Annotated in this window: 31 protein-coding genes; 23 read left to right on the top strand and 8 right to left on the bottom strand. The window is 69.6% G+C overall.

Annotated features, from left to right (window positions below):
• The first annotated feature begins 68 nt into the window (after positions 1-68).
• From K883_RS04870 to rplO, 12 genes are all read left to right on the top strand, one after another.
• The gene (locus K883_RS04870) at positions 69-959 is read left to right on the top strand and encodes a formylglycine-generating enzyme family protein (protein WP_014712390.1); all 891 of its coding nucleotides are present in this window, start codon (positions 69-71) and stop codon (positions 957-959) included.
• 40 nt (positions 960-999) lie between these two features.
• Positions 1,000-2,496, top strand: a complete 1,497-nt coding sequence (locus K883_RS04865) for an HNH endonuclease signature motif containing protein (RefSeq protein ID WP_036453884.1) — start codon at positions 1,000-1,002, stop codon at positions 2,494-2,496.
• Between the two features lie 230 nt (positions 2,497-2,726).
• Positions 2,727-3,095, top strand: a complete 369-nt coding sequence (rplN, locus tag K883_RS04860; RefSeq protein ID WP_003403649.1) for a 50S ribosomal protein L14 — start codon at positions 2,727-2,729, stop codon at positions 3,093-3,095.
• Positions 3,096-3,413, top strand: coding sequence for a 50S ribosomal protein L24 (rplX, locus tag K883_RS04855; protein ID WP_008260626.1), 318 nt, complete (start codon positions 3,096-3,098; stop codon positions 3,411-3,413).
• Positions 3,413-3,985: a 50S ribosomal protein L5 gene (gene rplE / locus K883_RS04850; RefSeq protein WP_014712349.1), complete on the top strand. Its 573-nt coding sequence runs from the start codon at positions 3,413-3,415 to the stop codon at positions 3,983-3,985. Before rplX ends, rplE begins: the two co-directional genes overlap by 1 nt.
• 4 nt (positions 3,986-3,989) lie before the next feature.
• Positions 3,990-4,175, top strand: coding sequence for a type Z 30S ribosomal protein S14 (locus K883_RS04845; protein WP_003873499.1), 186 nt, complete (start codon positions 3,990-3,992; stop codon positions 4,173-4,175).
• A 138-nt stretch (positions 4,176-4,313) separates the two neighbouring features.
• Positions 4,314-4,712 carry a 30S ribosomal protein S8 gene (rpsH, locus tag K883_RS04840; RefSeq protein WP_008260619.1) on the top strand — a complete coding sequence of 133 codons (399 nt, stop codon included), beginning with the start codon at positions 4,314-4,316 and terminating at the stop codon, positions 4,710-4,712.
• An 11-nt stretch (positions 4,713-4,723) separates the two neighbouring features.
• Positions 4,724-5,263 carry a 50S ribosomal protein L6 gene (rplF, locus tag K883_RS04835; protein WP_008260611.1) on the top strand — a complete coding sequence of 180 codons (540 nt, stop codon included), beginning with the start codon at positions 4,724-4,726 and terminating at the stop codon, positions 5,261-5,263.
• A gap of 41 nt (positions 5,264-5,304) precedes the next feature.
• The gene (gene rplR, locus K883_RS04830) at positions 5,305-5,673 is read left to right on the top strand and encodes a 50S ribosomal protein L18 (RefSeq protein ID WP_008260609.1); all 369 of its coding nucleotides are present in this window, start codon (positions 5,305-5,307) and stop codon (positions 5,671-5,673) included.
• Between the two features lie 37 nt (positions 5,674-5,710).
• Positions 5,711-6,391, top strand: coding sequence for a 30S ribosomal protein S5 (gene rpsE / locus K883_RS04825; RefSeq protein ID WP_008260606.1), 681 nt, complete (start codon positions 5,711-5,713; stop codon positions 6,389-6,391).
• Entirely contained in the window at positions 6,388-6,588 is a 201-nt protein-coding gene (gene rpmD / locus K883_RS04820) for a 50S ribosomal protein L30 (RefSeq protein ID WP_020823582.1), read from the top strand. The genes rpsE and rpmD overlap by 4 nt, the downstream gene beginning before the upstream one ends.
• The gene (rplO, locus tag K883_RS04815; protein WP_020823581.1) at positions 6,585-7,028 is read left to right on the top strand and encodes a 50S ribosomal protein L15; all 444 of its coding nucleotides are present in this window, start codon (positions 6,585-6,587) and stop codon (positions 7,026-7,028) included. Before rpmD ends, rplO begins: the two co-directional genes overlap by 4 nt.
• Here rplO and K883_RS04810 read toward each other — a convergent pair.
• The gene (locus K883_RS04810) at positions 7,025-7,951 is read right to left on the bottom strand and encodes an LLM class flavin-dependent oxidoreductase (RefSeq protein ID WP_036453882.1); all 927 of its coding nucleotides are present in this window, start codon (positions 7,949-7,951) and stop codon (positions 7,025-7,027) included. The two genes, rplO and K883_RS04810, sit on opposite strands and share 4 nt — an antisense overlap.
• Positions 7,952-7,989: 38 nt before the next feature.
• On the opposite strand from K883_RS04810, the gene sppA reads away from it, so the two are divergent.
• Positions 7,990-9,777: a signal peptide peptidase SppA gene (gene sppA / locus K883_RS04805; protein ID WP_020823579.1), complete on the top strand. Its 1,788-nt coding sequence runs from the start codon at positions 7,990-7,992 to the stop codon at positions 9,775-9,777.
• 7 nt (positions 9,778-9,784) lie between these two features.
• On the opposite strand, the gene K883_RS04800 is transcribed toward sppA, so the two are convergent.
• The 3 genes from K883_RS04800 to K883_RS04790 are packed head-to-tail and all read right to left on the bottom strand — an operon-like array spanning position 9,785 to position 12,555.
• Positions 9,785-10,699 (bottom strand): class I SAM-dependent methyltransferase, encoded by a 915-nt coding sequence (locus K883_RS04800; protein ID WP_008260589.1) that lies wholly within the window; start codon positions 10,697-10,699, stop codon positions 9,785-9,787.
• Positions 10,700-10,709: 10 nt separating this feature from the next.
• Positions 10,710-11,618 (bottom strand): class I SAM-dependent methyltransferase, encoded by a 909-nt coding sequence (locus K883_RS04795; RefSeq protein ID WP_036453879.1) that lies wholly within the window; start codon positions 11,616-11,618, stop codon positions 10,710-10,712.
• Positions 11,611-12,555 (bottom strand): class I SAM-dependent methyltransferase, encoded by a 945-nt coding sequence (locus K883_RS04790; RefSeq protein ID WP_014712348.1) that lies wholly within the window; start codon positions 12,553-12,555, stop codon positions 11,611-11,613. Before K883_RS04790 ends, K883_RS04795 begins: the two co-directional genes overlap by 8 nt.
• A 97-nt stretch (positions 12,556-12,652) precedes the next feature.
• On the opposite strand from K883_RS04790, the gene K883_RS04785 reads away from it, so the two are divergent.
• Complete coding sequence (locus K883_RS04785; protein WP_020823577.1) at positions 12,653-13,417, top strand: SDR family NAD(P)-dependent oxidoreductase; 765 nt, start codon at positions 12,653-12,655, stop codon at positions 13,415-13,417.
• Complete coding sequence (locus tag K883_RS04780) at positions 13,414-14,646, top strand: zinc-dependent alcohol dehydrogenase (protein WP_036453877.1); 1,233 nt, start codon at positions 13,414-13,416, stop codon at positions 14,644-14,646. Before K883_RS04785 ends, K883_RS04780 begins: the two co-directional genes overlap by 4 nt.
• 9 nt (positions 14,647-14,655) lie before the next feature.
• Here K883_RS04780 and K883_RS04775 read toward each other — a convergent pair whose 3' ends face one another.
• The 3 genes from K883_RS04775 to K883_RS04765 are packed head-to-tail and all read right to left on the bottom strand — an operon-like array spanning position 14,656 to position 17,203.
• Complete coding sequence (locus tag K883_RS04775) at positions 14,656-15,573, bottom strand: MBL fold metallo-hydrolase (protein WP_036453875.1); 918 nt, start codon at positions 15,571-15,573, stop codon at positions 14,656-14,658.
• Positions 15,573-16,226 carry an L-fuculose-phosphate aldolase gene (locus tag K883_RS04770; protein ID WP_036453874.1) on the bottom strand — a complete coding sequence of 218 codons (654 nt, stop codon included), beginning with the start codon at positions 16,224-16,226 and terminating at the stop codon, positions 15,573-15,575. The genes K883_RS04775 and K883_RS04770 overlap by 1 nt, the downstream gene beginning before the upstream one ends.
• A complete protein-coding gene (locus K883_RS04765; RefSeq protein WP_036453872.1) occupies positions 16,223-17,203 on the bottom strand; it encodes an NAD(P)-dependent oxidoreductase in 981 nt (326 codons plus the stop codon). The genes K883_RS04770 and K883_RS04765 overlap by 4 nt, the downstream gene beginning before the upstream one ends.
• A 30-nt stretch (positions 17,204-17,233) precedes the next feature.
• Here K883_RS04765 and K883_RS04760 point away from each other — a divergent pair, with 30 nt between their 5' ends.
• A complete protein-coding gene (locus tag K883_RS04760; RefSeq protein WP_036453870.1) occupies positions 17,234-18,595 on the top strand; it encodes a xylulokinase in 1,362 nt (453 codons plus the stop codon).
• A gap of 9 nt (positions 18,596-18,604) precedes the next feature.
• The gene (locus tag K883_RS04755; RefSeq protein ID WP_008260545.1) at positions 18,605-19,273 is read left to right on the top strand and encodes a GNAT family N-acetyltransferase; all 669 of its coding nucleotides are present in this window, start codon (positions 18,605-18,607) and stop codon (positions 19,271-19,273) included.
• Between the two features lie 19 nt (positions 19,274-19,292).
• On the opposite strand, the gene K883_RS04750 is transcribed toward K883_RS04755, so the two are convergent.
• On the bottom strand, positions 19,293-20,216 hold the full coding sequence (locus tag K883_RS04750) for a class I SAM-dependent methyltransferase (RefSeq protein ID WP_036453868.1): 924 nt from the start codon (positions 20,214-20,216) through the stop codon (positions 19,293-19,295).
• Between the two features lie 246 nt (positions 20,217-20,462).
• Between K883_RS04750 and secY the strand changes: the two genes are divergently transcribed.
• Genes secY through K883_RS04720 form a run of 6 tightly spaced genes read left to right on the top strand, consistent with a single transcriptional unit; the run spans position 20,463 to position 25,694 of the window.
• Positions 20,463-21,788 carry a preprotein translocase subunit SecY gene (gene secY, locus K883_RS04745; RefSeq protein ID WP_008260543.1) on the top strand — a complete coding sequence of 442 codons (1,326 nt, stop codon included), beginning with the start codon at positions 20,463-20,465 and terminating at the stop codon, positions 21,786-21,788.
• On the top strand, positions 21,785-22,330 hold the full coding sequence (locus K883_RS04740; protein ID WP_036453866.1) for an adenylate kinase: 546 nt from the start codon (positions 21,785-21,787) through the stop codon (positions 22,328-22,330). The genes secY and K883_RS04740 overlap by 4 nt, the downstream gene beginning before the upstream one ends.
• Before the next feature lie 2 nt (positions 22,331-22,332).
• Positions 22,333-23,136, top strand: a complete 804-nt coding sequence (map, locus tag K883_RS04735) for a type I methionyl aminopeptidase (protein WP_036453864.1) — start codon at positions 22,333-22,335, stop codon at positions 23,134-23,136.
• A 39-nt stretch (positions 23,137-23,175) separates the two neighbouring features.
• Positions 23,176-23,721 carry a sigma-70 family RNA polymerase sigma factor gene (locus tag K883_RS04730; RefSeq protein ID WP_036429496.1) on the top strand — a complete coding sequence of 182 codons (546 nt, stop codon included), beginning with the start codon at positions 23,176-23,178 and terminating at the stop codon, positions 23,719-23,721.
• Positions 23,722-23,751: 30 nt separating this feature from the next.
• Complete coding sequence (locus K883_RS04725; RefSeq protein ID WP_036429494.1) at positions 23,752-24,471, top strand: anti-sigma factor family protein; 720 nt, start codon at positions 23,752-23,754, stop codon at positions 24,469-24,471.
• Positions 24,472-24,485: 14 nt separating this feature from the next.
• Positions 24,486-25,694, top strand: coding sequence for an FAD-dependent oxidoreductase (locus tag K883_RS04720; protein WP_036453863.1), 1,209 nt, complete (start codon positions 24,486-24,488; stop codon positions 25,692-25,694).
• Positions 25,695-25,699: the final 5 nt, after the last annotated feature.

The raw sequence follows: 25,699 nt of genomic DNA, 5'->3' as shown, positions 1-25,699 counted from the left end.
CGCGGCCGCGCGAGCGAGCGCCGGCGACGCCTGGATCGATCGAGCGGGGTTCGTCATACCCTGGACTGGTGCTGAGCGAACTGGTCGACCTCCCCGGCGGGTCATTCCGCATGGGCTCGACCAGCTTCTACCCGGAAGAGGCGCCGATCCATACGGTCACCATCGGTCCCCTTGCGGTGGAACGGCACCCGGTGACCAATGCGCAGTTCGCCGAATTCGTCGACGCCACCGGGTATCTCACGGTGGCCGAGCAACCGATCGACCCGGCGCTGTTTCCCGGTGCGGATCCCGACGATCTGTGCCCGGGCGCAATGGTTTTCCGGCCGACGCCGGGGCCGGTGGACCTGCGTGACTGGCGACAGTGGTGGCAGTGGGTGCCGGGCGCGAGCTGGCGTCATCCGTTCGGGCCCGACAGCGACGTGGCCGACCGCGGCGATCACCCGGTGGTGCAGGTCGCCTACCCCGACGCGGCCGCCTACGCGCGCTGGGCGGGGCGGCGGCTGCCGACCGAGGCCGAGTGGGAGTACGCGGCCCGCGCCGGAAGCACCACGACGTACTCGTGGGGTGACGAGGTCACCAGCGATGGCCGGCTGATGGCCAACACCTGGCAGGGCAGCTTCCCCTACCGCAATGACGGGGCGCTCGGCTGGGTGGGGACCTCGCCGGTGGGCACGTTTGCGCCCAACGCGTTCGGCCTCGTCGACATGATCGGCAACGTCTGGGAATGGACCGCCACCGAATTCTCGCCGCACCATCGGCTCCATTCGCCGCCCAAGGCGTGCTGCACCCCGCCGGGCCCCGCCGACCCGTCCGTCAGCCAGACGTTGAAGGGCGGCAGCCACCTGTGCGCGCCGGAGTACTGCCACCGATACCGGCCGGCGGCCCGGTCCCCGCAATCGCAGGACTCCGCGACCACCCACATCGGGTTTCGCTGCGTGGCGGATTCGCGGTCGGGCTAGGCCGGGCGGCTTGTCGGACCCCTGTGGCATAGTCGAATGTATGTTCGATGAGGTGCGGCGGCGTGCGGTGATCGCGGAGCTTGATGAGCTCGTTGAGCGGTGTCATCCGTCGTCGACGCCGGAGTCGGCGGCCCTGTTGGAACAGATCGGGGTTGTGGCGCGCGTGGAGAATCGGGCGGCGGCGGCGCAGTTGGTGGCGGTCGGGGAGTTGTTTGCCTATCGGCTCTCGCGCTGTGCGGAGAGCGAGGAGTGGGCGGTGGACACCGAGGCGGCGGTGGCCGCGGAGGTGGGCGCGCAGTTGCGGATCGGCCAGGGCCTGGCCGCGAGCCGGGTGCGTTATGCCCGCGCGATGCGCGAACGCCTGCCGAAAGTGGGGGCGGTGTTTGCCGCCGGGGATATCGATTACCGGATGTTTCAGACCATTGTGTTCCGCACGGATCTGATTACCGACCTCGATGTGTTGCGTTCGGTGGACGCGGTGTTGGCGGCCACGGTGGGCCGCTGGCCGTCGTTGAGTCAGGGCCGGTTGGCCGCCCAGGTCGACAAGATCGTGGCCAAGGCGGATGTGGATGCGGTGCGCCGGCGCCAGGAGCGCGTGGCCGGCCGGCAGGTGTGGATGGCCGACATGGGCGATGGGCTGGCGCATCTGGAGGGCACCCTGTACGCCCCGGATGCGCACGCGTTGGATCGGCGCCTGGATGCGTTGGCGGCCACGGTGTGTGCGCATGACCCACGGACTCGGGAGCAGCGCCGCGCTGATGCGTTGGGGGCGTTGGCCGCCGACGCCGACTGGTTGGGGTGTCGTTGCGGCCGCTCGGATTGTGCGGCCGGGGGCCGGGCCGCGGGCCCGGTGGTGATTCATGTGATCGCCCCGCAGACCAGCGCGGGGTGGGCGCCGGGCGTGCAGATCGGTGCCGAGGGATTGATCCCGCCGGAGGTGCTGGCCGAGTTGGCGGCCTCGGCGCGGCTGGTGCCGTTGGCCCATCCCGCCGATGCGCCGCCGGAGGCGGGGTATGTGCCCTCGCGGGCGTTGGCCGATTTCGTGCGGTGTCGGGATCTGACGTGTCGCTGGCCCGGCTGTGATCGCCCGGCCACCGCCTGCGATGTGGACCACACCATCCCGTACGCCGCCGGTGGGCCCACGCATGCCTCGAACCTCAAGGCGCTGTGTCGTACGCATCATTTGGTGAAAACGTTTTGGGGCTGGCGTGACCAACAGCTGCCCGATGGCACGCTGATCTTCACCTCCCCGGCGGGTCAGACTTATGTGACCACCCCGGGTAGTGCGCTGTTGTTTCCCAGCTTGTGCGCGCCCACCGGCGACCTCCCCGCGCCCGCTGCGCCGCGGCCCGAACCCTGCGGCGAGCGCACCGCGATGATGCCCCAACGCCGCCGCACCCGCACCCAAGACCGCGCCGCCCGCATCGCCGGAGAACGCAAACACAACCGCGACGCCCGGCTGGCCCGGCGGGCCCTGCCGGCGACGTGCTCCTGGCCCACCGTCTACGGTCCCGACGACGATCCGCCGCCGTTTTAGGTGCAGAATTTCCTGATCTCGATGCCGCCGAAGCAGAATTTGGCTCTGAGCTGGTCGTCCCCTAGACTCTAGGGGTTGCCTTGGGCAGACCTCGGCCGGTGCGAATCGGCCCCGCGTGCCCTTCGGTGACAAAGACCGCGCACGTCAGGTTTTTTGGTGGGTCATGCCCGCCGAATGCCCACCCAGGTGGGTTCTCCTGCCGTGCACACGCAACCAGGTCAGGAGATCGAGTGATTCAGCAGGAATCGCGGCTGAAGGTCGCCGACAACACCGGCGCCAAGGAGATCTTGTGCATCCGTGTGCTCGGCGGTTCGTCGCGACGCTACGCCGGCATCGGCGATGTCATCGTCGCCACCGTCAAGGACGCCATCCCCGGCGGCAACGTCAAGCGTGGGGACGTCGTCAAGGCCGTCGTGGTGCGCACGGTCAAGGAGCGCAGGCGCCCCGACGGCAGCTACATCAAATTCGACGAGAACGCCGCGGTGATCATCAAGCCCGACAACGACCCACGCGGGACGCGCATCTTCGGGCCCGTCGGCCGCGAACTGCGCGAGAAGCGGTTCATGAAGATCATCTCGCTGGCTCCGGAGGTTTTGTAGATGAAGGTCAAAAAGGACGACACCGTCCTGGTGATCGCGGGTAAGGACAAGGGCGCCAAAGGCAAGGTGCTCAAGGTCTACCCCGAACGCAACCGGGTGCTGGTCGAGGGCGTCAACGCCATCAAGAAGCACACCGCGATTTCGACCAACCAGCGCGGAGCCCAGTCGGGTGGAATCGTCACCCAGGAAGCCCCGATCGACGCGTCCAACGTGATGGTGGTCGACTCGGACGGCAAGCCGACCCGCGTCGGCTACCGGGTCGACGAGGAGACCGGCAAGCGCGTCCGCATCTCCAAGCGCAACGGCAAGGACATCTGATGACCACAACAGAGGCCAGTGAGAAAGTGCAGCCGCGCCTGAAAGAGCGCTACCGCAACGAGATTCGCGATGCCTTGCACAAGGAATTCGGCTACGGCAACGTCATGCAGATCCCGACGGTGACCAAGGTCGTCGTCAACATGGGTGTCGGCGACGCCGCCCGGGACGCGAAGTTGATCAACGGCGCCGTCAGCGACCTGGCGCTGATCACCGGGCAGCGGCCCGAGATCCGTCGCGCCCGCAAATCCATCGCGCAGTTCAAACTGCGTGAGGGCATGCCGATCGGCGCGCGGGTCACCCTGCGCGGGGACCGGATGTGGGAGTTCCTCGACCGTCTCACCTCGATCGCGCTGCCCCGTATCCGCGACTTCCGCGGCCTTTCGCCCAAGCAGTTCGACGGTGTCGGCAACTACACCTTCGGGCTGGCCGAGCAGTCGGTGTTCCACGAGATCGACGTGGACAAGATCGACCGGGTCCGCGGCATGGACATCAACGTCGTCACCTCGGCGACGACTGACGAAGAAGGACGAGCGCTGCTGCGGGCCCTCGGCTTTCCCTTCAAGGAGAACTGAGTAAATGGCAAAGAAGGCACTGGTCAACAAGGCCGCACGCAAGCCGAAGTTTGCGGTGCGCGGCTACACGCGCTGCAACAAGTGCGGCCGGCCGCGCGCGGTCTTCCGCAAATTCGGCCTGTGCAGGATCTGCCTGCGCGAGATGGCGCATGCGGGCGAGCTGCCCGGCGTGCAAAAGAGCAGCTGGTAACAGCCCGACCCCCTAAGACCAACCCAGAAAAGTGCGCGACAGGCCCGGACCGGGAACCACCGCGAGGAAGGTGACAGACACTGTCATGACTGCGACATCGACGATGCAGAGCGCAGCGATGAAGAGGAGTGGCGCTCGATGACTATGACGGACCCGATCGCAGACTTCTTGACACGTCTGCGCAACGCCAATTCGGCGTATCACGACGAGGTGACGTTGCCGCACTCGAAGCTCAAGGCGAACATCGCCCAGATCCTCAAGAGCGAGGGCTACATCAGCGACTACCGCACCGAGGATGCCCGGGTCGGCAAGTCGCTGATCGTTCAGCTCAAGTACGGGCCGAGCCGGGAGCGCAGCATCGCCGGCTTGCGCCGCGTGTCCAAGCCCGGCCTGCGGGTGTACGCGAAATCCACCAATCTGCCGCGCGTGCTCGGCGGCCTGGGTGTGGCGATCATCTCCACCTCCTCGGGCCTGCTGACCGACCGCCAGGCAGCCCGACAGGGCGTGGGCGGCGAAGTCCTCGCGTACGTGTGGTGAGGGGGTAAAAGATGTCGCGTATTGGTAAGCAGCCGGTTCCGGTTCCCGCCGGAGTCGACGTAACGATCGACGGTCAGAAGGTCTCGGTGAAAGGCCCCAAGGGCACGCTGGATCTGACCGTGGCCGAGCCGATCACCGTGGCGCGCAACGACGATGGCGCGATCGTGGTCACCCGCCCCAACGACGAGCGGCGCAACCGCTCGCTGCACGGGCTGTCCCGCACCCTGGTGTCCAACCTGGTCACCGGTGTGACGCAGGGCTACACCACCAAGATGGAGATCTTCGGTGTCGGTTACCGCGTGCAGCTCAAGGGCTCCAACCTCGAGTTCGCGCTGGGCTACAGCCACCCCGTGGTGATCGAGGCGCCGGACGGCATCACGTTCGCCGTGCAGTCGCCGACGAAGTTCACCATCACCGGGATCGACAAGCAGAAGGTCGGCCAGATCTCGGCGAACATCCGCCGTCTGCGTCGCCCCGACCCGTACAAGGGCAAGGGCGTGCGCTACGAGGGCGAGCAGATCCGCCGCAAGGTCGGAAAGACAGGTAAGTAATCATGGCGCAATCACAAGCTGGCGCCGCCGCGCGAAAGCCGGTGGGGCAGAGCGTTTCCGCGACTCGGCGCGTCTCTCGGCTGCGCAGGCACGCCCGGCTGCGCAAGAAGATCGAGGGCACGCCGCAGCGTCCGCGGCTGGTGGTCAACCGGTCCGCGCGACACATTCACGTGCAACTGGTCAACGACGAGAACGGGACCACCGTGGCCGCCGCGTCGTCGATCGAGGACGACGTGCGCAGCCTGCAGGGGGACAAGAAAGCCCGCAGCGTGCGGGTGGGCCAGCTGATCGCCGAGCGCGCCAAGGCCGCCGGCATCGACAGCGTGGTCTTCGACCGCGGCGGATACACCTACGGCGGACGGATCGCGGCGCTGGCCGATGCCGCACGCGAGAACGGATTGCAATTCTGATGACTGAGAACGTGTACACGACTGGAAGGACCGCATAATGGCGGAGCAGCCCGCCGGCGGACAAGGCGCCGGCGACAGCCGTGACTCGCGCGGTGACCGCGACAGCCGCGGTCGGCGCGGCGACGGCGGTCGTGGCCGCGACCGCGACGGCGACAAGAGCAACTACCTGGAGCGGGTCGTCGCCATCAACCGCGTCTCCAAGGTGGTCAAGGGTGGTCGGCGATTCAGCTTCACCGCGCTGGTGATCGTCGGTGACGGCAACGGCATGGTCGGCGTCGGCTACGGCAAGGCCAAGGAAGTTCCCGCCGCCATCGCCAAGGGCGTCGAGGAGGCCCGCAAGGGCTTCTTCCGGGTGCCGCTGATTCGCGGGACCATTACGCACCCGGTGCAGGGTGAGGCGGCCGCCGGCGTGGTGCTGCTGCGCCCGGCCAGCCCGGGTACCGGTGTGATCGCCGGCGGCGCCGCCCGCGCGGTGCTGGAATGCGCTGGCGTGCACGACATCCTGGCCAAGTCGCTGGGCAGTGACAACGCCATCAACGTGGTGCACGCGACCGTCGCCGCGCTCAAGCTGCTGCAGCGCCCCGAGGAGGTTGCCGCCCGCCGCGGACTGCCCATCGAGGACGTTGCGCCGGCCGGAATGCTCAAGGCGCGACGGGAAAGCGACGCGCTGGCGAGTGCGGCGGCACGTGAGGCGCAGATTTCGGGGACCCAACCATGAGCAGTCAACTGAAGATCACCCAGGTGCGCAGCACCATCGGGGCCCGCTGGAAGCAGCGTGAGTCCCTGCGCACCCTCGGCCTGCGACGGATCCGCCACTCGGTGATCCGCGAGGACAACCCGCAGACCCGCGGCCTGATCGCGGTGGTCAGCCACCTGGTCGAGGTGGAGTCGGCGCCCGAAGGGAAAACACAGTGACTATCAAGCTGCACGACCTGAAACCCGCCCGCGGCTCGAAGACCGCCCGCACCCGCGTCGGTCGCGGTGAAGGCTCCAAGGGCAAGACCGCCGGCCGCGGTACCAAGGGCACCAAGGCGCGCAAGAACGTGCCGGTCACCTTCGAGGGTGGTCAGATGCCGATCCACATGCGGCTGCCCAAGCTCAAGGGGTTCCGCAACCGGTTCCGCACCGAGTACGAGATCGTCAACGTCGGCGACCTCAATCGGCTTTTCCCGCAAGGCGGTTCGATCGGCGTGGACGAGCTGGTGGCCAAGGGCGCCGTTCGCAAGAACTCGCTGGTCAAGGTCCTCGGCGACGGCAAGTTGACCGTCAAGGTCGAGGTGGCCGCGCACAAGTTCAGCGGCAGCGCACGCGAGAAGATCACCGCCGCCGGCGGCTCGGCCACCGAGCTGTCCTAACTCAGCTGCGGAATCACTTCCGCGGCAAGGCGTTCCATCTGCTCGCGGTTCTCGCTCGCGTCGATGCCGACGGGGTTCAGTAACAGCATCTGCGCCCCGGCGTCGATGACCTCGCGCAGCCCGCGGGCCACGTCGTCGGGGGTGCCGGAGACCGGCACGTCCTGCACGCCGGGCATCCGCCCGTAGATGCGATCCAGCCCGGCGAGCGCGCGTTCCCGCGCCCTGGCGGCGTCGTCGTCGACCGTCAGGTAGACCCGCTTGGCGATGGTGAACCCGGCGGGGTCCTTGTGTTGCGCGTCGAGCTCACGGCGCACGACGGCGACGGCTCCGGCGAACGCCTCCGTGGTCGACGAGCCGGCGCCCAGGAACGAATCGCCGTGCCGCACGGCGCGGGCCAGGGCCTTCGGGGCGAGGCCCCCGAACCAGATCGGCGGGTGCGGTCGCTGCACCGGCTTGGGCGCGACGGGCAGGTCGTCGACCTCGCGGAAGCGGCCGTGGAACGTCACCCGGGGGTCGTCGGACCAGGCGGCCTTCATCAGCTCCAGGCCCTCGGTGAAATACGAGATGAAGGTGTCCTTGTCCACGCCGAAGGCGGCGAATTTCCGCCGCCCGCCACCGGGGGCGACACCCACGTCGAGGCGGCCGTGGCTGAGCCGGTCGACCGCGGTGATCGCCGAGGCCAGCTGCAGCGGCTCGTGCAGCGACGTCACCAGCACGCCGACGCCCAGGCGCAGCCGCTCGGTGCAGGCGGCGCAATAGGCCAGCAGCTCCATCGGGGCCAGCAGCGGCGCGGGTCCGATGATCTGTTCGAGCACCCAGCCACCCTCGAACCCGAGCTCCTCGGCGCGGGTGAGAAAGGACCGCAGCCCCGCCGCGTCGAACGTCTCGTAGTCGAACTGCGGGATGGCGATGGAAAACCTCACCGGACCACCGTACGGTGGCCGGTCGGTAGTCTGCAGGCATGTTCGCTTTCCTGCCCTCGATACCCGGTTTGTCAAAAGGCGCGGACGAGGTGCGCGCGCTGGCCGACCGGGTCGACACCGCACGTCATCACGGCGTGCCCAACGGCTGCGTGCTCGAATTGGATCTGCGCTCCATGCCGCCGGAGACGTCGGGGTTCGACCCGCTGGCGATGATCACCGGCGGGAGCCGTCCGGTGTCGCTGCGCGACACGGTGTCCGCCATCTACCGGGCGGCCGAGGATCCGCGGGTCGCCGGGCTGATCGCCCGCGTGCAACTGACGGCGTCGCCGTCGGCCGCGGTGCAGGAACTGCGCGAGGCCATCGTCGCGTTCACCGCCGCCAAGCCGTCACTGGCCTGGGCCGAGACCTACCCGGGCACGTTGTCGTACTACCTGGCCTCGGCCTTCGGCGAGGTCTGGATGCAGCCGGCGGGAAGCGTCGGGCTGATCGGATTCGCCAGCAACGCCACCTTTTTGCGCGACGCGTTCGACAAGGCCGGCATCGAAGCCGAAGTCGTCGCGCGCGGCGAATACAAGTCGGCGGCAAACCGTTTCACCGAGCACGGCTTCACCGAGGCCCACCGCGAGGCCGTCACCCGGATGCTCGAGAGCATCCGGGAGCAGGTGTGGGAAGCGGTGGGGACATCACGCAAGCTCGACGCCGCTGCCCTGGACGCCCTAGCCGATCGCGCCCCGCTGTTGCGCGAGGAGGCCGTGTCCTCGGGCCTGGTCGACCGGATCGGATTCCGGGACGAAGCCTATGACCGCATCGCGGAACTGGTTGGGGTGAAAGATGTTTCGGAGGAGAATGCGCCGCCGCGGCTGTATCTGTCGCGCTACGCCGGCGCCGCACGGTCGCGGCTGATCCCGCCGGCGCCGTCGGTGCCCGGTCGCCGGCCCAAGCCGACGGTGGCCGTCATCAACGTCGACGGCACGATCGTCGACGGTCGCGGGGGACCCCAGTTCCTGCCGTTCGGCACCTCCACGGTCGGCAGCGACACCATCGCGCCGGCGCTGCGGGAAGCCGCCGCCGACGATTCGGTGTCGGCGATCGTGGTGCGGGTCAACAGCCCCGGCGGCTCGGTCACCGCGTCGGAAACCCTGTGGCGCGAGGTGAAAAAGGCCCGCAAACGGGGCAAGCCGGTGGTGGCGTCGATGGGGTCGGTCGCCGCCTCGGGCGGTTACTACGTCGCCGTGGCGGCCGACGCGGTCGTCGCCAGCCCCGCGACGATCACCGGTTCGATCGGCGTGCTCACCGGCAAGCTGGTGATCCGTGATCTGCTGGGGCGGCTGGGCGTCGGCTCGGACACCGTGCGCACCAACGCCAACGCCGACGCCTGGGCGATCGACGCGCCGTTCACGCCGGAGCAGCGCGCCCACCGGGAGGCCGAGGCCGACCTGCTGTACGCGGACTTCGTGGAGCGGGTGGCCGAAGGGCGCAACCTGACCAAAGACGCCGTCGACCGGGTCGCGCGGGGCCGGGTCTGGACCGGCGCCGACGCGCTGGAGCGGGGCCTGGTCGACGAGCTGGGCGGGTTCCGAACCGCGCTGCGGCGCGCGAAAATCCTTGCCGGACTGGACGAGGACGCCGACGTGCGCATCGTCACCTACCCGGGCGGCTCGCTGCTGGACATGCTTCGGCCCCGGGCGTCCTCGCAGCCGGCCGCCGCGTCGCTGCCCGACGCGCTGGGCGCGCTGCTGGGCCGCACCATCGGCGGCATCGTGGACAACGTCGGACGGTCGGTCAGCGGCGCCAGCGCGCTGTGGGCGGGGCCCTGGCGGCTCTAGGGTTTAGCTAGCCGCCGAGCCTGCCGCTGATGAAGACGATCTCACCGAGCGGGTCGTCGTCCTCCGGGGCGCGCACGTCGAAGCCGCCGCGCTCGAAAAGCTCGGTGCGGGTCACGCCCTCGGCGTGCCACCCGGTGCTCGACAGGTAGTCCACGACATGGTTGCGGTCGCCGGTGTAGACCAGTGACGCCATGTCGATGTCCACACCGTGGTCCCGGAACGAACCGGACATCTCCCGCACCTTCTCGGCGTCGAAATCCACTATGCCGGGCACGAATTCGGTGGCGATGGTGCTGCCGGGCGCGCTGAGCGCGGTGATGTTGTCGAACAGCCGGTCCTGGGCGTCCGGCGGCAGGTAGATCAGCAGGCCCTCGGCCAGCCACGCCGTCGGTGCCGCCGTATCGAACCCGGCGCCGGCCAGCGCGGTCGGCCAGTCCGCCCGCAGGTCGATGCCGACGGTACGCCGATCGGCGGTCGGCTCGGCGCCGATACCGGCCAGCGTGCTGGACTTGAACTCGATCACCTGCGGCTGGTCGATCTCGTAGACGACCGTGCCGTCCGGCCACGGCAACCGGTAGGCGCGCGCGTCCAGCCCGGAGGCCAGGATCACCACCTGACGCACCCCGGCGCCGACGGCGTCCATGAAATAGTCGTCGAAGTACCTGGTGCGCACCGTCATTCCGTCGATCATCGCCTGAACGCGCACCGACGAGGCGTTCTCGATCGCATCGATGTCGAGCTCGCCGTCCATCATCTTGGTGAAGAATTCCACCCCGACCGCCCGCACCAGCGGCTCGGCGAACGGATCGTTGATCAGGCCCCGCGGATCCTTCGTCGCCATCGCCCGCCCCGCCGCGACCATCGTCGCGGTGGCGCCGACGCTGGACGCCAGATCCCAGTTGTCGTCGTGAGTGCGTGGCATGGGAAAAACCTTACTCGAGCGTCGCGGCGACGTAGCTCAGGTCGCCGAAGGTGGCCGTCATATCTTCCGCGGGAAATTCAAACCCGTTGCGGGCGTATAGTTCCCGGGCGGGGTGCGCGCTCACCTGCCAGCCATGGCCGCTCAGGTAGTCGACGACGACGTTGCGCTCGCCCCGGTAGAACAGGTCGGCCGCATTCAGGTCGAAGCCGAAGCGCTGCCAACGCTCGGAGATGCGGCGCAGGCGTTCGTCGGAGAACGCGTTGGGGTCGGGCACGTGTTCGGTCGCCACCCGGCTGCCCGGTGCGGAAAGCGCGGTGATGTTGTCGAACAGCCGGTCCTGGGCCTCGGGCGGCAGGTAGGGCAGCAGCCCCTCGGCGCTCCAGGCGGTCGGTTGGGTGACGTCAAAACCTCCCTCGCGCAAGGCCGCCGGCCAGTCGTCGCGCAGGTCGATGCTGATCGTGCGGCGCTGCGCGGTGGCGGCGGCGCCGAGGCCGGCCAGCGTGTCGGTCTTGAAGGCGATGACGTCGGGCTGGTCGATCTCGTAGACCACGGTTCCCGCCGGCCACCGCAGGCGGTACGCCCGGGTGTCCAGGCCGGAGGCCAGGATGACCGCCTGCTTGATGCCCGCGTTCGTCGCGTCCAGGAAGAAGTCGTCGAAAAACCTGGTGCGCACCGTGATCTGCTCGGCCCGCGCCCTGCGGTTGAACAGCGGGTCGTCCTCGAAGTCGATCTCCCCGTCGATGATCCGGATGAAGGGATCCAGGCCGACGGCGCGGACCAGCGGGTCGGCCAGCGGATCGTCGAGCAGCGCGTCGGGACCCTTCGACGCGACCGCGCGGGACGCGGCGACCATGGTCGCCGTCGCCCCCACGCTGTGTGCCGGCCCCCAGCTGTCGCCCTCGGCGCGCCCCTCACTCATAGGTGCCGCTCGTGTAGAGCATCTCGCCCATCCGCATGTCGTCGTCGCCGAGCGGGTCAAGCCCGTTGGCGGCGAACAGATCCCGGATGCTGGCGCTGTTCAGGCGCCACCCGTGAGCGGCCAGGTAGGGGGCCGCCTCGTTGCGGTCGCCGAAGTAGACCAGCCCCGCCATGTCGAGATCGAAGCCGTGCGCGCGCCAGCGCTCGGAGATCGCCTGCATGCGCTCCTTGAGCTTCTCGTCGTCGCCGGGTTCGGGGTTGGGCGCGCTCTCGGTGGCCAGCCGGCTGCCCGGCGCGCTGAGCTCGGTGATGGTGTCCAGCAGGCGATCCTGCGCCTCCGGCGGCAGGTAGCCGAGTAGGCCCTCGGCGCTCCACGCCGTCGGCTGGGCGGGATCGAATCCGGCGTCCTTGAGCGCGGTGGGCCAGTCGTCGCGGAGGTCGACGGCCACCACGCGCCGCTCGGCGGTGGGGGCGGCGCCCAGCTCGGCCAGCGAGCGGGTCTTGAATTCGATGACCTGCGGCTGGTCCACCTCGTAGACCACCGTCCCGGCCGGCCATGCCAACCGGTAGGCGCGCGCGTCCAGCCCGGAGGCCAGGATCACCGCCTGCTTGATGCCCGCGTTCGTGGCGTCCACAAAGAACTCGTCGAAGAACTTGGTGCGCACGGCCATGTTGTCGGCCATCCGCGACATCGCCCCGGCGGAGCTGGCGGCGCCGTCGTGGACGTCGTTCAGCTCGGCCGGGTCGAGCTCGCCGCCGGCCAGCCGGGAGAGCAGGTCGACCCCGACCGCCTTGACCAGCGGCTCGGCGAACGGGTCGTTGATCAGCGGGCGCTCGGCGCGGGTGGCCATCGCCCGGGCCGCCGCGACCATGGTGGCGGTCACGCCGACGCTGGAGGCGAGGTCCCAGGTGTCGCCCTCGTACCTGGTGGAAGTCATGGTGGTGCCCCTATCGGAGGTAGTCAATCTAATATTTAGCCGATATAACAAGCTTCCCCCACTGTACGCTTCCCGCGATTCGCGGCAACCTTTACTGATGGCGTACGAGCGGGTGCTGATCACGGGCGCTTCGTCGGGTCTGGGCGCGGCCCTGGCCCGGCGGCTGGCTGGCGGTGGCGCGGTGGTCGGGCTGGTCGCGCGCCGCCGGGATCGGCTGGACGAGGTCCTGGCCGACTGCCGGCGCACCGCCCCGGGATCGGCGATGTGGGTCGCCGACCTGGCCGACACCTCCGCGCTGCGTGACCTGGCGGCGACCGCCTGGGACAGGCTCGGGGGCATCGACGTGCTGATCAACAACGCGGCCGTCCCGAAGCGGCGCCCGGTCGACGCGCTGGATCCCGACGAGGTCGAAGCGGTCATGCGGGTCAACTTCTTCGCCCCGATGCGGTTGACGCTGGCCCTGTTGCCGCGGATGCGCGAGCGGGGATCGGGCATGATCGTCAACGTGTCCAGCGTCGGCGGCCGGCTCGGGATAATCCACGAAAGCGCCTACTGTGCAAGCAAATTCGCGCTGTGCGGCTGGAGCGAGGCGATGGCCGTGGACCTGCACGGCACACCGATCGCGGTGAAGCTGATCGAGCCCGGCCCGGTGGACACCGAGATCTGGGATCACCCGGGCAGCGAGGAACCCCTCTACCGGGGTCCCAAGGTTTCCGCTGACGAGGTGGCCGACGGCATCCTCGCCGCCCTGGGCACCGAGGGCTTCGAGCATTACGTGCCGGACATGAAACCGGTCGTCGACGCCAAGAACGCCGACCTCGACGCGTTCATCGCCGGGGCGGCGGGGCTGGCGGCGCCATGAGGGCGCTGGTCTACGGCGTGCCACCGGAGCCCTTCGAGGTGCCCGAGCGCGCCAACGCGCTCACCCAGAACCTGGCCCGCACCCCGACCGCGCTGCGCGAGGTGCCCGATCCGCAACTGCCGCAGGAGGACTGGGTGCTCACCCGGCCGCGGCTGACCGGCATCTGCGGGTCGGATTCCAAGCAGATCCTGATGGACTTCGGCGAAGGCGACGCCGACAACGCCATGTCCGCGTTCTGTTCGTTTCCGCAAGTCCTGGGCCACGAGGTGGTGGCCGACGTGGTGGCGCTGGGCCCCAGGGCGCGCGGCCTGCGGGTAGGGCAGCGGGTGGTGCTCAACCCGTGGCTGTCCTGCGGGCCGCGGGGCATCGCGCCGCCCTGCCCGGCGTGTCAGGCCGGCGACTACAGCCTGTGCTGGAGCTTCACCGACGGCGCCCTCAGCCCCGGCATCCATACCGGCGTCTCGGCCGACGTGACGGGCGGCTACGCCGAATTGATGCCCGCCCACGACAGCATGCTGTTCGCGGTGCCGGACTCGATCCCCGACGAGGTGGCCGTGTTCGCCGACCCGTTCTCGGTGTCCCTGCACGCGGTCACCCGCCACCCCCCGCCGGATACGGGCTCGGTGCTGGTGTACGGGGCCGGCTCGCTGGGTTTGTGCGCGGTCGCCATCCTGCGGGCGCTGTATCCCGGCGTGGCCGTGGCCGCGGTGGCCCGTTTCGGTGCCCAGGCCGAGCTGGCCCGCCGGTTCGGCGCCGCGAAAGTCCTTGCCCACGAGCCGCGTTCGGACCTCATCGAGGAGCTCGTGGCGTGGGGCGGTGGCCGGCTGCGCCGGCCGCTGCTGGGCCTGCCGATGGCCCACCCCGGCGCGGTCGACGTCGTCTACGACACGATCGGAAAGCCCGAGACCTTCGAGGTGGGCGTCCGGGTCCTGCGCTCGCGGGGCACCCTGGTGAAGGCCGGCGTCCACGCGCCTGGGCGCTGGGAGGACAGCCCGCTCTACTTCAAAGAGATTTCCCTGGTGGGCTCCAACGCCTTCGGCGTCGAGGAGGTCGACGGGCAACGCAAGCACGCCATCGCCCACTACCTCGACCTGGCCGGCGCCGGACGCGTCGACCTGCGACCCATGCTCACCCATACCTTCGGGTTGGCGCGGTGGCGCGACGCTTTCTGGGCGCTCGCCGATCAGGGCGAGAGCGGCGCGGTCAAGGTGGCGATCGATCAGCGGTGACCTCGCACGTCACAGGGCTGGAATGTCCAGCCACTCACCGACTTCGAATTCGTCGCCGACCGCGCGGATCGTCGCGCCGCCGCGGCCGGGGTAGTGCGCGGGTATCACCGTCGCTGTCGCCTGCGCGGCCTCGGTGAAGATGCGGCGGCGGGTCACTGCGGCCGCGGCGGCGTCGATGTCGAAGGCGCACGCGTCGCCGGGGCGACGCACCTGCAACGGGCTGTGGGTGAGATCACCGACGAAGACCGCGGGTTGGCCCGCGTCCAGCCAGAGCACCGAGGAGCCCGGCGTGTGCCCGGGGGCGGGCCGCAGCCGCAGCGAATCGCTGACCGTGTAGTCGTCCGACCACCGGATCAGTTGCCCCGCAGCATCGATGGGTAACACGCTGTCCGCGAACACCAGCTGGTCGCCGCGCTGCTGGGCAGCTTCGGCTTCGGTGCGCGGCAACCGCCGCGCGGCGGGCCCGTCCGGTTCGAAGTGGCGATAGTCGGCGGCGGGCAGCAGGTACCGGGCGTTGGGGAACGTCGGCACCCAGTTGCCGTTGTCCAGCATGGTGTTCCAGCCGACGTGGTCGGAGTGCATGTGGGTGTTGACCACCACGTCGACGGCGTCGCGCTCGACGCCCGCCGAGCGCAGCGCGGCCAAGAACGCCGTGTTCAGGTGGTCCAGGGGCGGCATGTGCGGGCGTAGCCGATCGTTGCCGACGCCGGTGTCGACGATGACCGTCAGGCCGTCGATCTGAATGACCCAGCTCTGGATCGCGATGTGCCACTGATCGGTGTCGGGATCGAAGAAGTCGGGCACCAGCAGGTCGGCATTGTCGTGCCACCCCGACGGCGGGGTACGGGGAAAGGACTTGGCGTCCAACGAGAATCGCAGTTCGACTACCCGCGCCAGGGTGGCGCGGCCGAGCCGGGACCCCCGCATCAGGCGTTGGCCCGCAGATAACCGTAGACCGCGGCGAAGTTGTTGTTGACGTCCTCGGGGATCGGCACCGGCCCCCCGAGAGCGCGTGCGCCCCACACGATTTGGGCGGTGCGCTCCACCAGCGCGGTGACATGCAAAACCTTGTCGGGCCGCGGTCCCACCGCCACCAGGCCGTGGTTGGCGATCAGGGCGGCGGCGCGGCCCTCGAGCGCGGCGACCGCGTTGGTACCCACGTCGGCGGTCCCGGACGCGGCGTAATCGGTGCACCGGACGTCCCCGCCGCAATACACCGCGAACTCGTCGATGCACGCCGGGATCGGTTGGTGGGCGATGGCGAACATGGTCGCCCACACCGGATGACTGTGAATGACGCTGCCGATGTCGTCGAACGCGGCAAAGCAGGCCAGGTGCAACTGCATCTCCGAGGACGGCGACCGGTCGTCGGCCGCCTGCAGCACCGAGCCGCCCGGATCGACCAGCACGAGGTCGTCGAGCTGCATGTCGCGGTAGTCGACGGAAGACGGGGTGATGACGATGTTGCCGTCGGCGCGGCGCGCCGAGATGTTGCCGGCGGTGCCCTCCACAAGGCCCCGGCGCAGCATGTCCTTGGCCGCGTCCAGCACCGCGGTCTCCGCGTTCTCGACGAATTTCATGGGCCTAGTACCTCCGGGTTGACGAGATGGGCGGGCGCGTCACCCTTCAGCAGCGCCTCGAGGTCGTCGGCCACCATCTGCGCCTGCCGGGCCTCGGTGTTCCAGGTCGCGCCGCCGATGTGCGGGGTCAGCACGACGTTTGCCATCCCCACGAGCGGATGGTCGGCCGGCAGCCATTCGCCGGCGAAGTGATCCAGGCCGGCGGCGGCCACCTTGCCCGCGACCAGGGCGTCGACGAGCGCGTCGGTGTCGTGCAGCTGGGCGCGGGCGGTGTTGAGGAAGACCACGCCGTCGCGCATGGCCGCGAACTGCCCGGCGCCGATCAAGCCGGCGGTGTCGTCGGTGACCGGCGCGTGCAGCGACACGACGTCGGCCTCGGCCAGCAGCTCGTCGAGGCTGTGGCGCGCGTCGGGGTTGTACGGGTCGTGCGCGATGACCCGCAGGCCCAGCCCGGACAGCCGCCACTGGGTGGCGCAGCCGACGGCGCCCAGGCCCACCAGCCCGGCGGTGAGCCCCGCGATCTCGCCGCCGCGGAAACGCTGATAGGGGATGCTGCCGTCGCGAAAGATGTTGCCGCTGCGCACATCCGCGTCCGCGGGCAGTACGTGGCGGGTGGCGGCCAGCAGCAGCGCCACCGTCATCTCGGCGACGGCGTCGGCGTTGCGGGCCGGGGTGTTCAGCACCGGGATGCCGGCCGCGGTGGCCCCGGCGATGTCGACGTTGTTGGGGTCGCCGCGGGTGGAGGCGATCGCGCGCAACCCCTGGGCGAACACCGGGCCGCGCACCGAATCGCTTTCCACCACCACGATTTCGGCGCCCTCGCTCGCGATCCGTTCGGCCAGCTGCTCGGCGCTGTAGATGCGCAGCGGGGTCTGCTCGATCCAGGGGTCATAGATCACGTCGGCCAGTTCCCGCAGCTTGGCGAAGCCCGGGCCCCGCATCGGGGCCGTGACCAAGGCGCGCGGTTTGGACGTCACGAATGCCAATGCTGGCGTACGGTGACGCCCGTGTCACGCAAAGACGTCACAATCGGCATCGACGTCGGCAGCACCGCGGTCAAGGCGATAGCCGCCGACGCCGACGGCAACGTGGCGGCGCGGGTGCGCATCCCCCACGCGCTGCGGGTCCCGGCGGCCGACCGCCTCGAGCACGACGCCGACGAGGCGTGGCGGCGGGGGCCGTCGGCGGCCCTGGCCGAACTGGCCCACCGGACCGACGTCGCGGCGGTGGCCGTCTCGGCGATGGTGCCGTCGATGACCGCCGTCGACGCCACGGGCACGCCGATCACGCCGGGGTTGCTGTACGGCGACGGCCGGGGCCGCACCCCCGGCGGGGACGCGCAGCCCCTGCCCGCGCTCGGCGAGGCGGCGGAGTTCCTGCGGTGGACGGCCGCGCAGGCGCCCGACGCCGCCGGCTACTGGCCCGCGCCGGCGGTGGCCAACCACGCGCTGGCCGGCGACGCCGTGATCGACATCGCCACCGCCGCCACGGCGTTCCCCCTGTTCGACGGGACCGGCTGGGACCCCGCCGCCTGCGCCGAGCGCGGCGCCCGCGTCGAGCAGATGCCGCGGGTGGAAAGCATGGGGGCCGTCGTCGGGGAGGTGCGCGGCAGCGGCGCCGCGCTGGCCACCGGCGCCATCGACGCGCTGTGCGAACAGATCGTGGCCGGCGCCGACCGCGACGGCGACGTGCTGGTGATGTGCGGCACCACGCTGATCGTGTGGACGACGATTTCCGAGCCCCGGCAGATGCCCGGGCTGTGGACCATTCCCCACACCACGCCCGGCAAGAGTCAGATCGGCGGGGCCAGCAACGCCGGCGGGCTCTTCCTCGGCTGGGTGGATCGCGTTGTGGCGCAAGCGGATCCGACGGCCGTCGAACCCGGCCGCGTACCGGTGTGGTCGCCCTACCTGCGCGGCGAGCGCAGCCCGTTGCACGACCCGGACCGCCGCGGCCTGCTCGAGGCGCTGGATCTGACCCATGACGCCGCCGCGCTGCGGCGCGCCGCCTACGAGGCGTCCGGCTTCGTGGTGCGCCAGCTCATCGAACTGTCCGCCGCGCCGGTGTCGCGCATCGTGGCCACCGGCGGCGGCACCCGGGTCGGGCCGTGGCTGCAGGCCATCGCCGACGCCACCGGGCGCCCCGTCGAGGTGTCCGCGGTGGCGGAGGGGGCCGCGCTGGGGGCGGCCTTCCTCGCCCGCATGGCCGCCGGCCTGGAGACGACGATCGCCGACGCCGCCCGGTGGGTGCGCACCGAGCGCGTCGTCGAGCCCGATCCCGCGTGGGCGGCGGCGGTCGAGGACCGCTACCACCGCTTCCTACAGATGGCAGACCGCCGATGTGGCGCGGTGGCACCACCGCCGTTCTAGGCTGGTGCAATGACCGACCACGACCGCAAAGCCACCCGCCGGGAAATCGCCGACGCCCTGTCGAAAGCCGTGGAGCGGCGGCACGAAATCGCCGACGCCATCGTGGAATCAGAGAACAGGGCGGCCGCGGTGGAGGCGATCGTCCGGCTGCTCGACACCTCCCACCTGGCCGCCGAGGCGGTGATGGGCATGTCGTTCGATCAGCTCACGATCGACTCGCGCCGCAAGATCCTCGCCGAACTCGAAGACCTCAACAAGCAGCTGAGCTTCACCCTCGGCGAGCGCCCGGCGAGCTCGGGGGAGACCCTCGAGCTGCGGCCCTTCTCCGCCGCCACCGACCGCGACATCTTCGCCGTGCGCACCGAGGAGATCGGCGCGGCCGGCGACGGCTCGGGCGGGCCGGCCGGCAGCCTGGACGACGAGATCAGCGCGGCCCTCGGGCGCGTCGACGACGAGGAGGCCGCGTGGTTCGTGGCCGTCGACTCCGGCCAGAAGGTCGGCATGGTGTTCGGCGAGCTGGTCCGCGGCGAGGTCAACGTGCGGATCTGGATCCACCCCGATTACCGCAAGCGGGGCTACGGCACCGCCGCGCTGCGCAAGTCGCGCTCGGAGATGGCGTGGTGTTTCCCCGCGGTCCCGATGGTCGTGCGCGCCCCGGCGGCCAAGCCCCCGGGCTGAGCGCTGGGCGTGGCCGCGGTTATGAGCCCAATGTCGCGGTGACCGCGACGATGTTGGGGTGCGGCGACGACCCGTCGTCGTCGGGGAATTCCAGGCCGTAGTCGCCGAACAGATCGCGGCGCGCCCGGGTGGCCACCTGCCACCCAAGGCCGGTGAGGTAGTCGACGACGTTGCTGCGCTCGCCGTCGAAGAACAGCCCCGAAAGGTCGATGTCGCAGCCGACTTTGGCCCACCTGTCGTTGAACTCCCGGGCGCGTTGCATCATCGTCGTCCCGTTGTCGGCGTGGAATTCGGTGGCCAGCTTGCTGCCGGGCGCGCTGAGCGCCGTGATGTTGTCGAAGAGCCGGTCCTGCGCGTCGGGCGGCAGATACATCAGCAGGCCCTCGGCGCTCCACGCCGTCGGTCGCGTCACGTCAAAACCGCTGCCGCGCAACGCCGCCGGCCAGTCCTCGCGCAGGTCGATGCCGACGGTCCGCCGGTCCGCGGCCGGGGCGGCGCCCAGGCTGGCCAGGGTGGCGCTCTTGAACTCGACGACCTTGGGTTGATCGACCTCGTACACCACGCTGCCGGGCGGCCAGCCCAGCCGGTAGGCACGTGCGTCGAGGCCGGCGGCCAGGATCACCGATTGGCGAATCCCGTCGCGGGCGGCGTTGAGGAAGAAGTCGTCGAAGAAGCGGGTGCGCACCGCCATCGAATCGGTCTCCAGCGCCAGCTCCTTCGCGCCGCCTCCGGCCGCCCCGTCGCCCTTCGGCTCGGTGACCTCGCCGTCGACCAGGCGGCGGAAGAAATCCAGGCCGACCGCCCGCACCAACGGCGCGGCGAACGGGTCGTTGATGATCGGATTGGTTCCCCCGCTGGCCAGCGCGCGGGCCGCGGCGACCATCGTGGCCGTGGCGCCGACGCTCGACGCCAAGTCCCAGCTGTCTTGGTCGGTGCGTGTCATACTGCTCCCAAGTTACTTAGCAAATGCAACGAGACAGCCGCACTCTACGCCCCCGGCCTGACGGCTTCCTGTGCTTTTTCCGGGGCCCGGTCGCAGCATTTCCGGTGGCCGCGGGAAAGGCCCTGACCGGACCTGACCGGACCAGCTGTTAGTCTCGTACACGGTTCGACGCGCGACGCCGTACGTCCTGGCCTGCGGGAGTTGGGCGCGTGATGCAGGAAACCCCCGGCTGCGCAGGAGGAAGAGTTGCTTTCCGCTTTCATCTCATCGCTGCGGACAGTCGACCTGAGACGGAAGATCCTCTTCACGCTTGGCATCGTCGTCTTGTATCGGGTCGGCGCCGCGCTGCCGTCCCCGGGCGTCAACTATCCGAACGTCCAGCAGTGCATCAAAGAGGCCAGCGGCGGCGCGGCCGGACAGATCTATTCGCTGATCAACCTGTTCTCCGGCGGCGCGTTGCTCAAACTCACGGTGTTCGCGGTGGGCGTGATGCCCTACATCACCGCCAGCATCATCGTGCAGCTGCTCACCGTGGTCATCCCGCGGTTCGAGGAACTGCGCAAGGAAGGCCAGTCCGGCCAGGCCAAGATGACGCAGTACACCCGCTATCTGGCGATCGCGCTGGCGATCCTGCAGGCCACGAGCATCGTGGCGCTGGCCGCCAACGGGGGGCTGCTGCAGGGCTGCTCGCTGGACATCATCGCCGACCAGAGCATCTTGACGCTGATCGTCATCGTGTTGGTGATGACCGGCGGCGCGGCCCTGGTGATGTGGATGGGTGAGCTGATCACCGAACGCGGCATCGGCAACGGCATGTCGCTGCTGATCTTCGTGGGCATCGCGGCCCGCATCCCCGCCGAGGGCAAGACCATCCTGGACAGCCGAGGCGGCATGATCTTCACCGCCGTGCTCATCGCCGCGCTGATCATCATCGTCGGCGTGGTGTTCGTCGAGCAGGGCCAGCGGCGCATCCCGGTGCAATACGCCAAGCGCATGGTCGGCCGCCGGATGTACGGCGGCACCTCGACGTATCTGCCGCTCAAGGTCAACCAGGCCGGTGTCATCCCGGTGATCTTCGCGTCCTCGCTCATCTATATCCCGCACCTGATCACCCAGCTGATCCGCAGCGGCAGCGGCGGCGTGGGCAACAGCTGGTGGGACAAGTTCGTCGGCAGCTACCTGTCCGACCCCAGCGATCCCGTCTACATCGGCATCTATTTCGGTCTGATCATCTTCTTCACGTACTTCTACGTGTCGATCACCTTCAACCCCGACGAGCGCGCCGACGAGATGAAGAAGTTCGGCGGGTTCATCCCTGGGATCCGGCCGGGCAAGCCGACCGCCGATTACCTGCGGTTCGTGCTGAGCCGGATCACGTTGCCGGGTTCGATCTACCTCGGTGCGATCTCGGTGCTGCCCAACCTGTTCTTGCAGATCGGCAACGGCGGGGCGGTACAGAACCTGCCGTTCGGCGGCACCGCGGTGTTGATCATGATTGGCGTGGGCTTGGATACGGTCAAGCAGATCGAGAGTCAGCTCATGCAGCGCAACTATGAAGGGTTCCTCAAGTGAGAGTCGTTTTGCTGGGTCCGCCGGGGGCGGGCAAGGGGACGCAGGCGCAGAAGCTCTCCGAAAAGCTGGGGATCCCGCAAATCTCCACCGGTGAGCTGTTCCGCAGCAACATCGAGAACGGCACCAAACTGGGCCTGGAGGCCAAGCGCTACCTGGACGCCGGTGATCTGGTGCCCTCGGAGCTGACCAACCAGCTCGTCGACGACCGGTTGAGCGAGCCGGACGCGGCCAATGGCTTCATCCTGGACGGGTTCCCGCGGTCGCTGCAGCAGGCCAAGGCGCTGCACGAGATGCTCGAACGCCGTGGCACCGACATCGACGCGGTGCTGGAGTTCCGGGTCTCCCAGGACGAGCTGCTGGCGCGCCTCAAGTCGCGCGGCCGCGCCGACGACACCGACGACGTCATCCTGAACCGGATGAAGGTCTACCGGGACGAGACCGCCCCGCTGCTGGACTACTACAGCGACGAACTCAAGACCGTCGACGCCATCGGCACCATGGACGAAGTGTTCGCCCGCGCGCTGCAGGCGCTGGGCAAGTAGACATGACCCCGCTGGCGCGGCTGCGGAGTCGCAAGGTGGTGCCGCAGCGCAGCGCCGGCGAACTCGACGCGATGGCCGCGGCGGGCGCGGTCGTGGCGGCCGCGCTGCAGGCCGTCCGCGCCGCCGCGGTGTCCGGCGTGTCGACGCTGAGCCTCGACGAGATCGCCGAATCGGTGATCCGGGACGCCGGCGCGGTGCCGTCGTTCCTGGGCTATCACGGCTACCCGGCATCGATCTGCGCGTCGGTCAACGAGCGGGTGGTCCACGGAATCCCTTCGGCCGCAGAGGTTTTGGGCTCCAGTGACCTGGTATCGATCGACTGCGGCGCCGTGCTGGACGGCTGGCACGGCGACGCCGCGATCACCTTCGGGATCGGGACGCTGGATGCGGCCGACGAAGCGCTGTCGCAGGCCACCAGGGAATCGCTGGAGGCCGGGATCGCCGCGATGGTGCCCGGCAACCGGTTGACCGACGTATCGCACGCCATCGAGATGGGTACGCGCGCGGCCGAGGCCCGCCACTCGCGGTCCTTCGGGATCGTCGAGGGATACGGCGGCCACGGCATCGGCCGGCAGATGCACATGGACCCGTTCCTGCCCAACGAGGGCTCACCCGGGCGCGGCCCGCAGCTGGCCCCCGGGTCGGTGCTGGCCATCGAACCGATGCTGACGCTGGGAACCGGCAAGACCGTCGTGCTCGACGACCAGTGGACGGTGGTCACCACCGACGGCTCGCGGGCGGCACACTGGGAGCACACCGTCGCGGTCACCGACGCGGGGCCGCGCATCCTGACCCTGGTGAACTAAACCTCTGCTCTGCTCGTTTCCCGGGCAGGAGGTGATCGAGTGGCTCGTGTGGCTGGCACCCGGAACGCGTCAGCGGCTGCCGAAGCCGCTCTGATGAAGGCGCTCTACGACGAACACGCCGCGGTTCTGTGGCGCTACGCGTTGCGCCTGACGGGGGACACGAGCCAGTCCGAGGATGTGGTCCAGGAAACGCTGCTGCGGGCGTGGCAGCATCCCGAAGTCGTCGGGGACACCGAGCGCTCGGCGCGGGCGTGGTTGTTCACCGTCGCCCGCAACATGATCATCGACGATCGGCGCAGCGCGCGGTACCGCAACGTCGTCGGTTCGACCGACGTTTCGGGGGCGCCCGAACAGTCCACGCCGGACGAGGTCAACGCGGCCCTGGACCGATTGCTGATAGCGGACGCGATGGCCCAGTTGTCCGCCGATCACCGAGCGGTGATCGAACGGTCCTACTACCGCGGTTGGACCACCACGCAGATCGCTGCAGACCTCGGCATCGCCGAGGGAACGGTGAAGTCGCGACTACACTATGCCGTACGGGCGTTGCGACTCACTCTGCAGGAACTTGGGGTTACCCGATGAGGGGCTCCGAAGGCTTGAGGGGTGAAGGACATGGATGAAATGAACACGCCGGTGGCCGATATCGGCCCTCCCGAAGACCGCTACGCGATGTGGGATGCCGCATACGTGCTGGGGTCGCTGTCGGCCGCGCAACGCCGCGAATTCGAGACGCACATGGCGCGCTGCCCGGCCTGCCGTGAGGCGGTCGCCGACCTCAGCGGCGTGCCGGCCCTGCTTTCGCAACTGGACCGCGACGAGGTGGCCGCGATCGACGAGTCCGGTCCGGCGCCGGAGATGTCCGAGGAGATGCTGCCGTCGTTGCTGGCCGCGGTGCGGTGGCGCCGGCGGCGCACCCGGGTGGTGACCTGGGTGGCCTCCGCCGCGGCGGCCGCGGTGCTGGCGATCGGGGTGTTCGTCGGCCTGCAGGCGTGGTCGTCGACTCCCGCCCAGCAGGTGACCGCGTCGGCCGAGCCGATGGCGCAGGTGGGCACCTCGCTGCTGACCTCCAGCGTCCAGGTCACCGGCCAGCACTGGGGCACATCCATCGCGCTTCGGTGCGTGTGCCTGGCCCCGCTGAACGCGCACCATGACACGCTGGCGATGGTCGTGGTGGGTCGCGACGGCAGCCAAACCCGGCTGGCGACCTGGGTGGCCGTGCCCGGTCACACGGCGACACCCGTGGGCGCGATCTCGACCCCGGTCGACCAGATCGCCGCCGTGCAAGTGGTCGCCGCCGACAGCGGCAAGGTGTTGTTGCAGCGTTCGCTGTAGAGATCGGAGCCAGCGTGTTCGGGCGTCCGCTTCGGGTGCTGGTGGTGGGCGCCGGCGTGGCCGGCATCTCCGTCGCCCGCGGCTTGGTGAGGGATGGACATGACGTCACCGTCTTCGAGCGCCGGCCCGACGTGCGGGCGCCCGGCGGTGCGGTGACGATCTGGTCCAACGGCGAGGCGGTGCTGAACCAGCTGGGTGTCGACATGGGCGGCGCCGGCCGGCTGCTGGCCACCGTGCGGGCCGTGACGTCCCGCGGCCGGCCGCTGGCCACGCTGGACGTCACCGCGATGGTGCGGCGGCTGGGCGCACCCGTGCGGATGGTTCCGCGCCGAGTATTGCTGGAACGCCTTCTCGACGGGTTCGACGCCGAGCGCATCCGGTGCGGTTCCCCGGTGATCGCGGTGAACCGTACGGACGTCGGTGTCTGCGTGGAGTTCGGCGACCGCACCGTGGCTGATGCGGACGTGGTGATCGGTGCCGACGGTCTGCACTCGATGGTGCGCAATTGCGTTGGCGCGCAAGCCGCCAAGCCGACCGGCTGGTGCAGTTGGCAGGGGCTTGCCACTGTCCCGGAGATCGCGGATTCCGATGCCGCGCTGATGATCATCGGTGCGCGCGGAAACCTCGGCCTGTGGCCCGCCGGCGGGTCGGAGGTGCAGTGGTGGTTCGACCTGCCGTGGTCGCATGGCTTCGTCCGACCGCAGCGCCCGATCGAGATGATCCGGTCCCACTTCGCCGGATGGTCCGACTCTGTCGACCGGGTGCTCGCGACGCTGAGCGACGAAGACCTGGCGGGCTCGCCGTTCCCGCATTTTCGCCATCCGATTCCGGGCCCGGGGCACGGCCCCGTCACGTTGCTCGGCGATGCCGCGCACGCCATGCCGCCCACCCTGGCGCAGGGGACCAACCAGGCGCTGCTCGACACGATGGTTTTGTGCAAGGCGCTGAGGGGTTTTCGCGGTGGGACCAACGGCGGCGCCGATGTCTCGGCCGCCCTGCGGTGGTACGAGAGGACCCGTCGACGCAAAGTCATGGCCGTGTCCTGGGTAGCGTCACTGCCGGTGTCGCACGGTGAGTTCGTGCTGCGACCTGCCGCGCTGATCTCCGACCGGCTGCAGGCCGGCGCGCTGACGACGTTTCTGCGCCTTACCAGTCACCGCCGGATGTCCGCCGAAATCAGCCGAAACTTGGGGGTAGCGGCGACGGTCCCGTCCAGCCCGTGAACAGC

This window comes from Mycobacterium sp. TKK-01-0059, assembly GCF_000709305.1.
Lineage (GTDB): Bacteria > Actinomycetota > Actinomycetes > Mycobacteriales > Mycobacteriaceae > Mycobacterium > Mycobacterium intracellulare.
This window is presented reverse-complemented; position numbering and strand designations above follow the sequence as displayed.

What these genes read in the sequence shown, in the direction of transcription:
- map (WP_036453864.1), top strand. Translation starts at nt 22,333, where the DNA reads ATGACCCCGCTGGCGCGGCTGCGGAGTCGCAAGGTGGTGCCGCAGCGC.
- K883_RS04725 (WP_036429494.1), top strand. Translation starts at nt 23,752, where the DNA reads ATGGATGAAATGAACACGCCGGTGGCCGATATCGGCCCTCCCGAAGAC.
- rplE (WP_014712349.1), top strand. Translation starts at nt 3,413, where the DNA reads ATGACCACAACAGAGGCCAGTGAGAAAGTGCAGCCGCGCCTGAAAGAG.
- rplF (WP_008260611.1), top strand. Translation starts at nt 4,724, where the DNA reads ATGTCGCGTATTGGTAAGCAGCCGGTTCCGGTTCCCGCCGGAGTCGAC.
- K883_RS04865 (WP_036453884.1), top strand. Translation starts at nt 1,000, where the DNA reads ATGTTCGATGAGGTGCGGCGGCGTGCGGTGATCGCGGAGCTTGATGAG.
- K883_RS04795 (WP_036453879.1), bottom strand. Translation starts at nt 11,618, where the DNA reads ATGAGTGAGGGGCGCGCCGAGGGCGACAGCTGGGGGCCGGCACACAGC.
- rplX (WP_008260626.1), top strand. Translation starts at nt 3,096, where the DNA reads ATGAAGGTCAAAAAGGACGACACCGTCCTGGTGATCGCGGGTAAGGAC.
- K883_RS04755 (WP_008260545.1), top strand. Translation starts at nt 18,605, where the DNA reads ATGACCGACCACGACCGCAAAGCCACCCGCCGGGAAATCGCCGACGCC.
- K883_RS04750 (WP_036453868.1), bottom strand. Translation starts at nt 20,216, where the DNA reads ATGACACGCACCGACCAAGACAGCTGGGACTTGGCGTCGAGCGTCGGC.
- sppA (WP_020823579.1), top strand. Translation starts at nt 7,990, where the DNA reads ATGTTCGCTTTCCTGCCCTCGATACCCGGTTTGTCAAAAGGCGCGGAC.
- K883_RS04845 (WP_003873499.1), top strand. Translation starts at nt 3,990, where the DNA reads ATGGCAAAGAAGGCACTGGTCAACAAGGCCGCACGCAAGCCGAAGTTT.
- K883_RS04780 (WP_036453877.1), top strand. Translation starts at nt 13,414, where the DNA reads ATGAGGGCGCTGGTCTACGGCGTGCCACCGGAGCCCTTCGAGGTGCCC.
- K883_RS04800 (WP_008260589.1), bottom strand. Translation starts at nt 10,699, where the DNA reads ATGCCACGCACTCACGACGACAACTGGGATCTGGCGTCCAGCGTCGGC.
- K883_RS04790 (WP_014712348.1), bottom strand. Translation starts at nt 12,555, where the DNA reads ATGACTTCCACCAGGTACGAGGGCGACACCTGGGACCTCGCCTCCAGC.
- K883_RS04770 (WP_036453874.1), bottom strand. Translation starts at nt 16,226, where the DNA reads ATGAAATTCGTCGAGAACGCGGAGACCGCGGTGCTGGACGCGGCCAAG.
- K883_RS04785 (WP_020823577.1), top strand. Translation starts at nt 12,653, where the DNA reads ATGGCGTACGAGCGGGTGCTGATCACGGGCGCTTCGTCGGGTCTGGGC.
- rpsH (WP_008260619.1), top strand. Translation starts at nt 4,314, where the DNA reads ATGACTATGACGGACCCGATCGCAGACTTCTTGACACGTCTGCGCAAC.
- rpmD (WP_020823582.1), top strand. Translation starts at nt 6,388, where the DNA reads ATGAGCAGTCAACTGAAGATCACCCAGGTGCGCAGCACCATCGGGGCC.
- rpsE (WP_008260606.1), top strand. Translation starts at nt 5,711, where the DNA reads ATGGCGGAGCAGCCCGCCGGCGGACAAGGCGCCGGCGACAGCCGTGAC.
- K883_RS04775 (WP_036453875.1), bottom strand. Translation starts at nt 15,573, where the DNA reads ATGCGGGGGTCCCGGCTCGGCCGCGCCACCCTGGCGCGGGTAGTCGAA.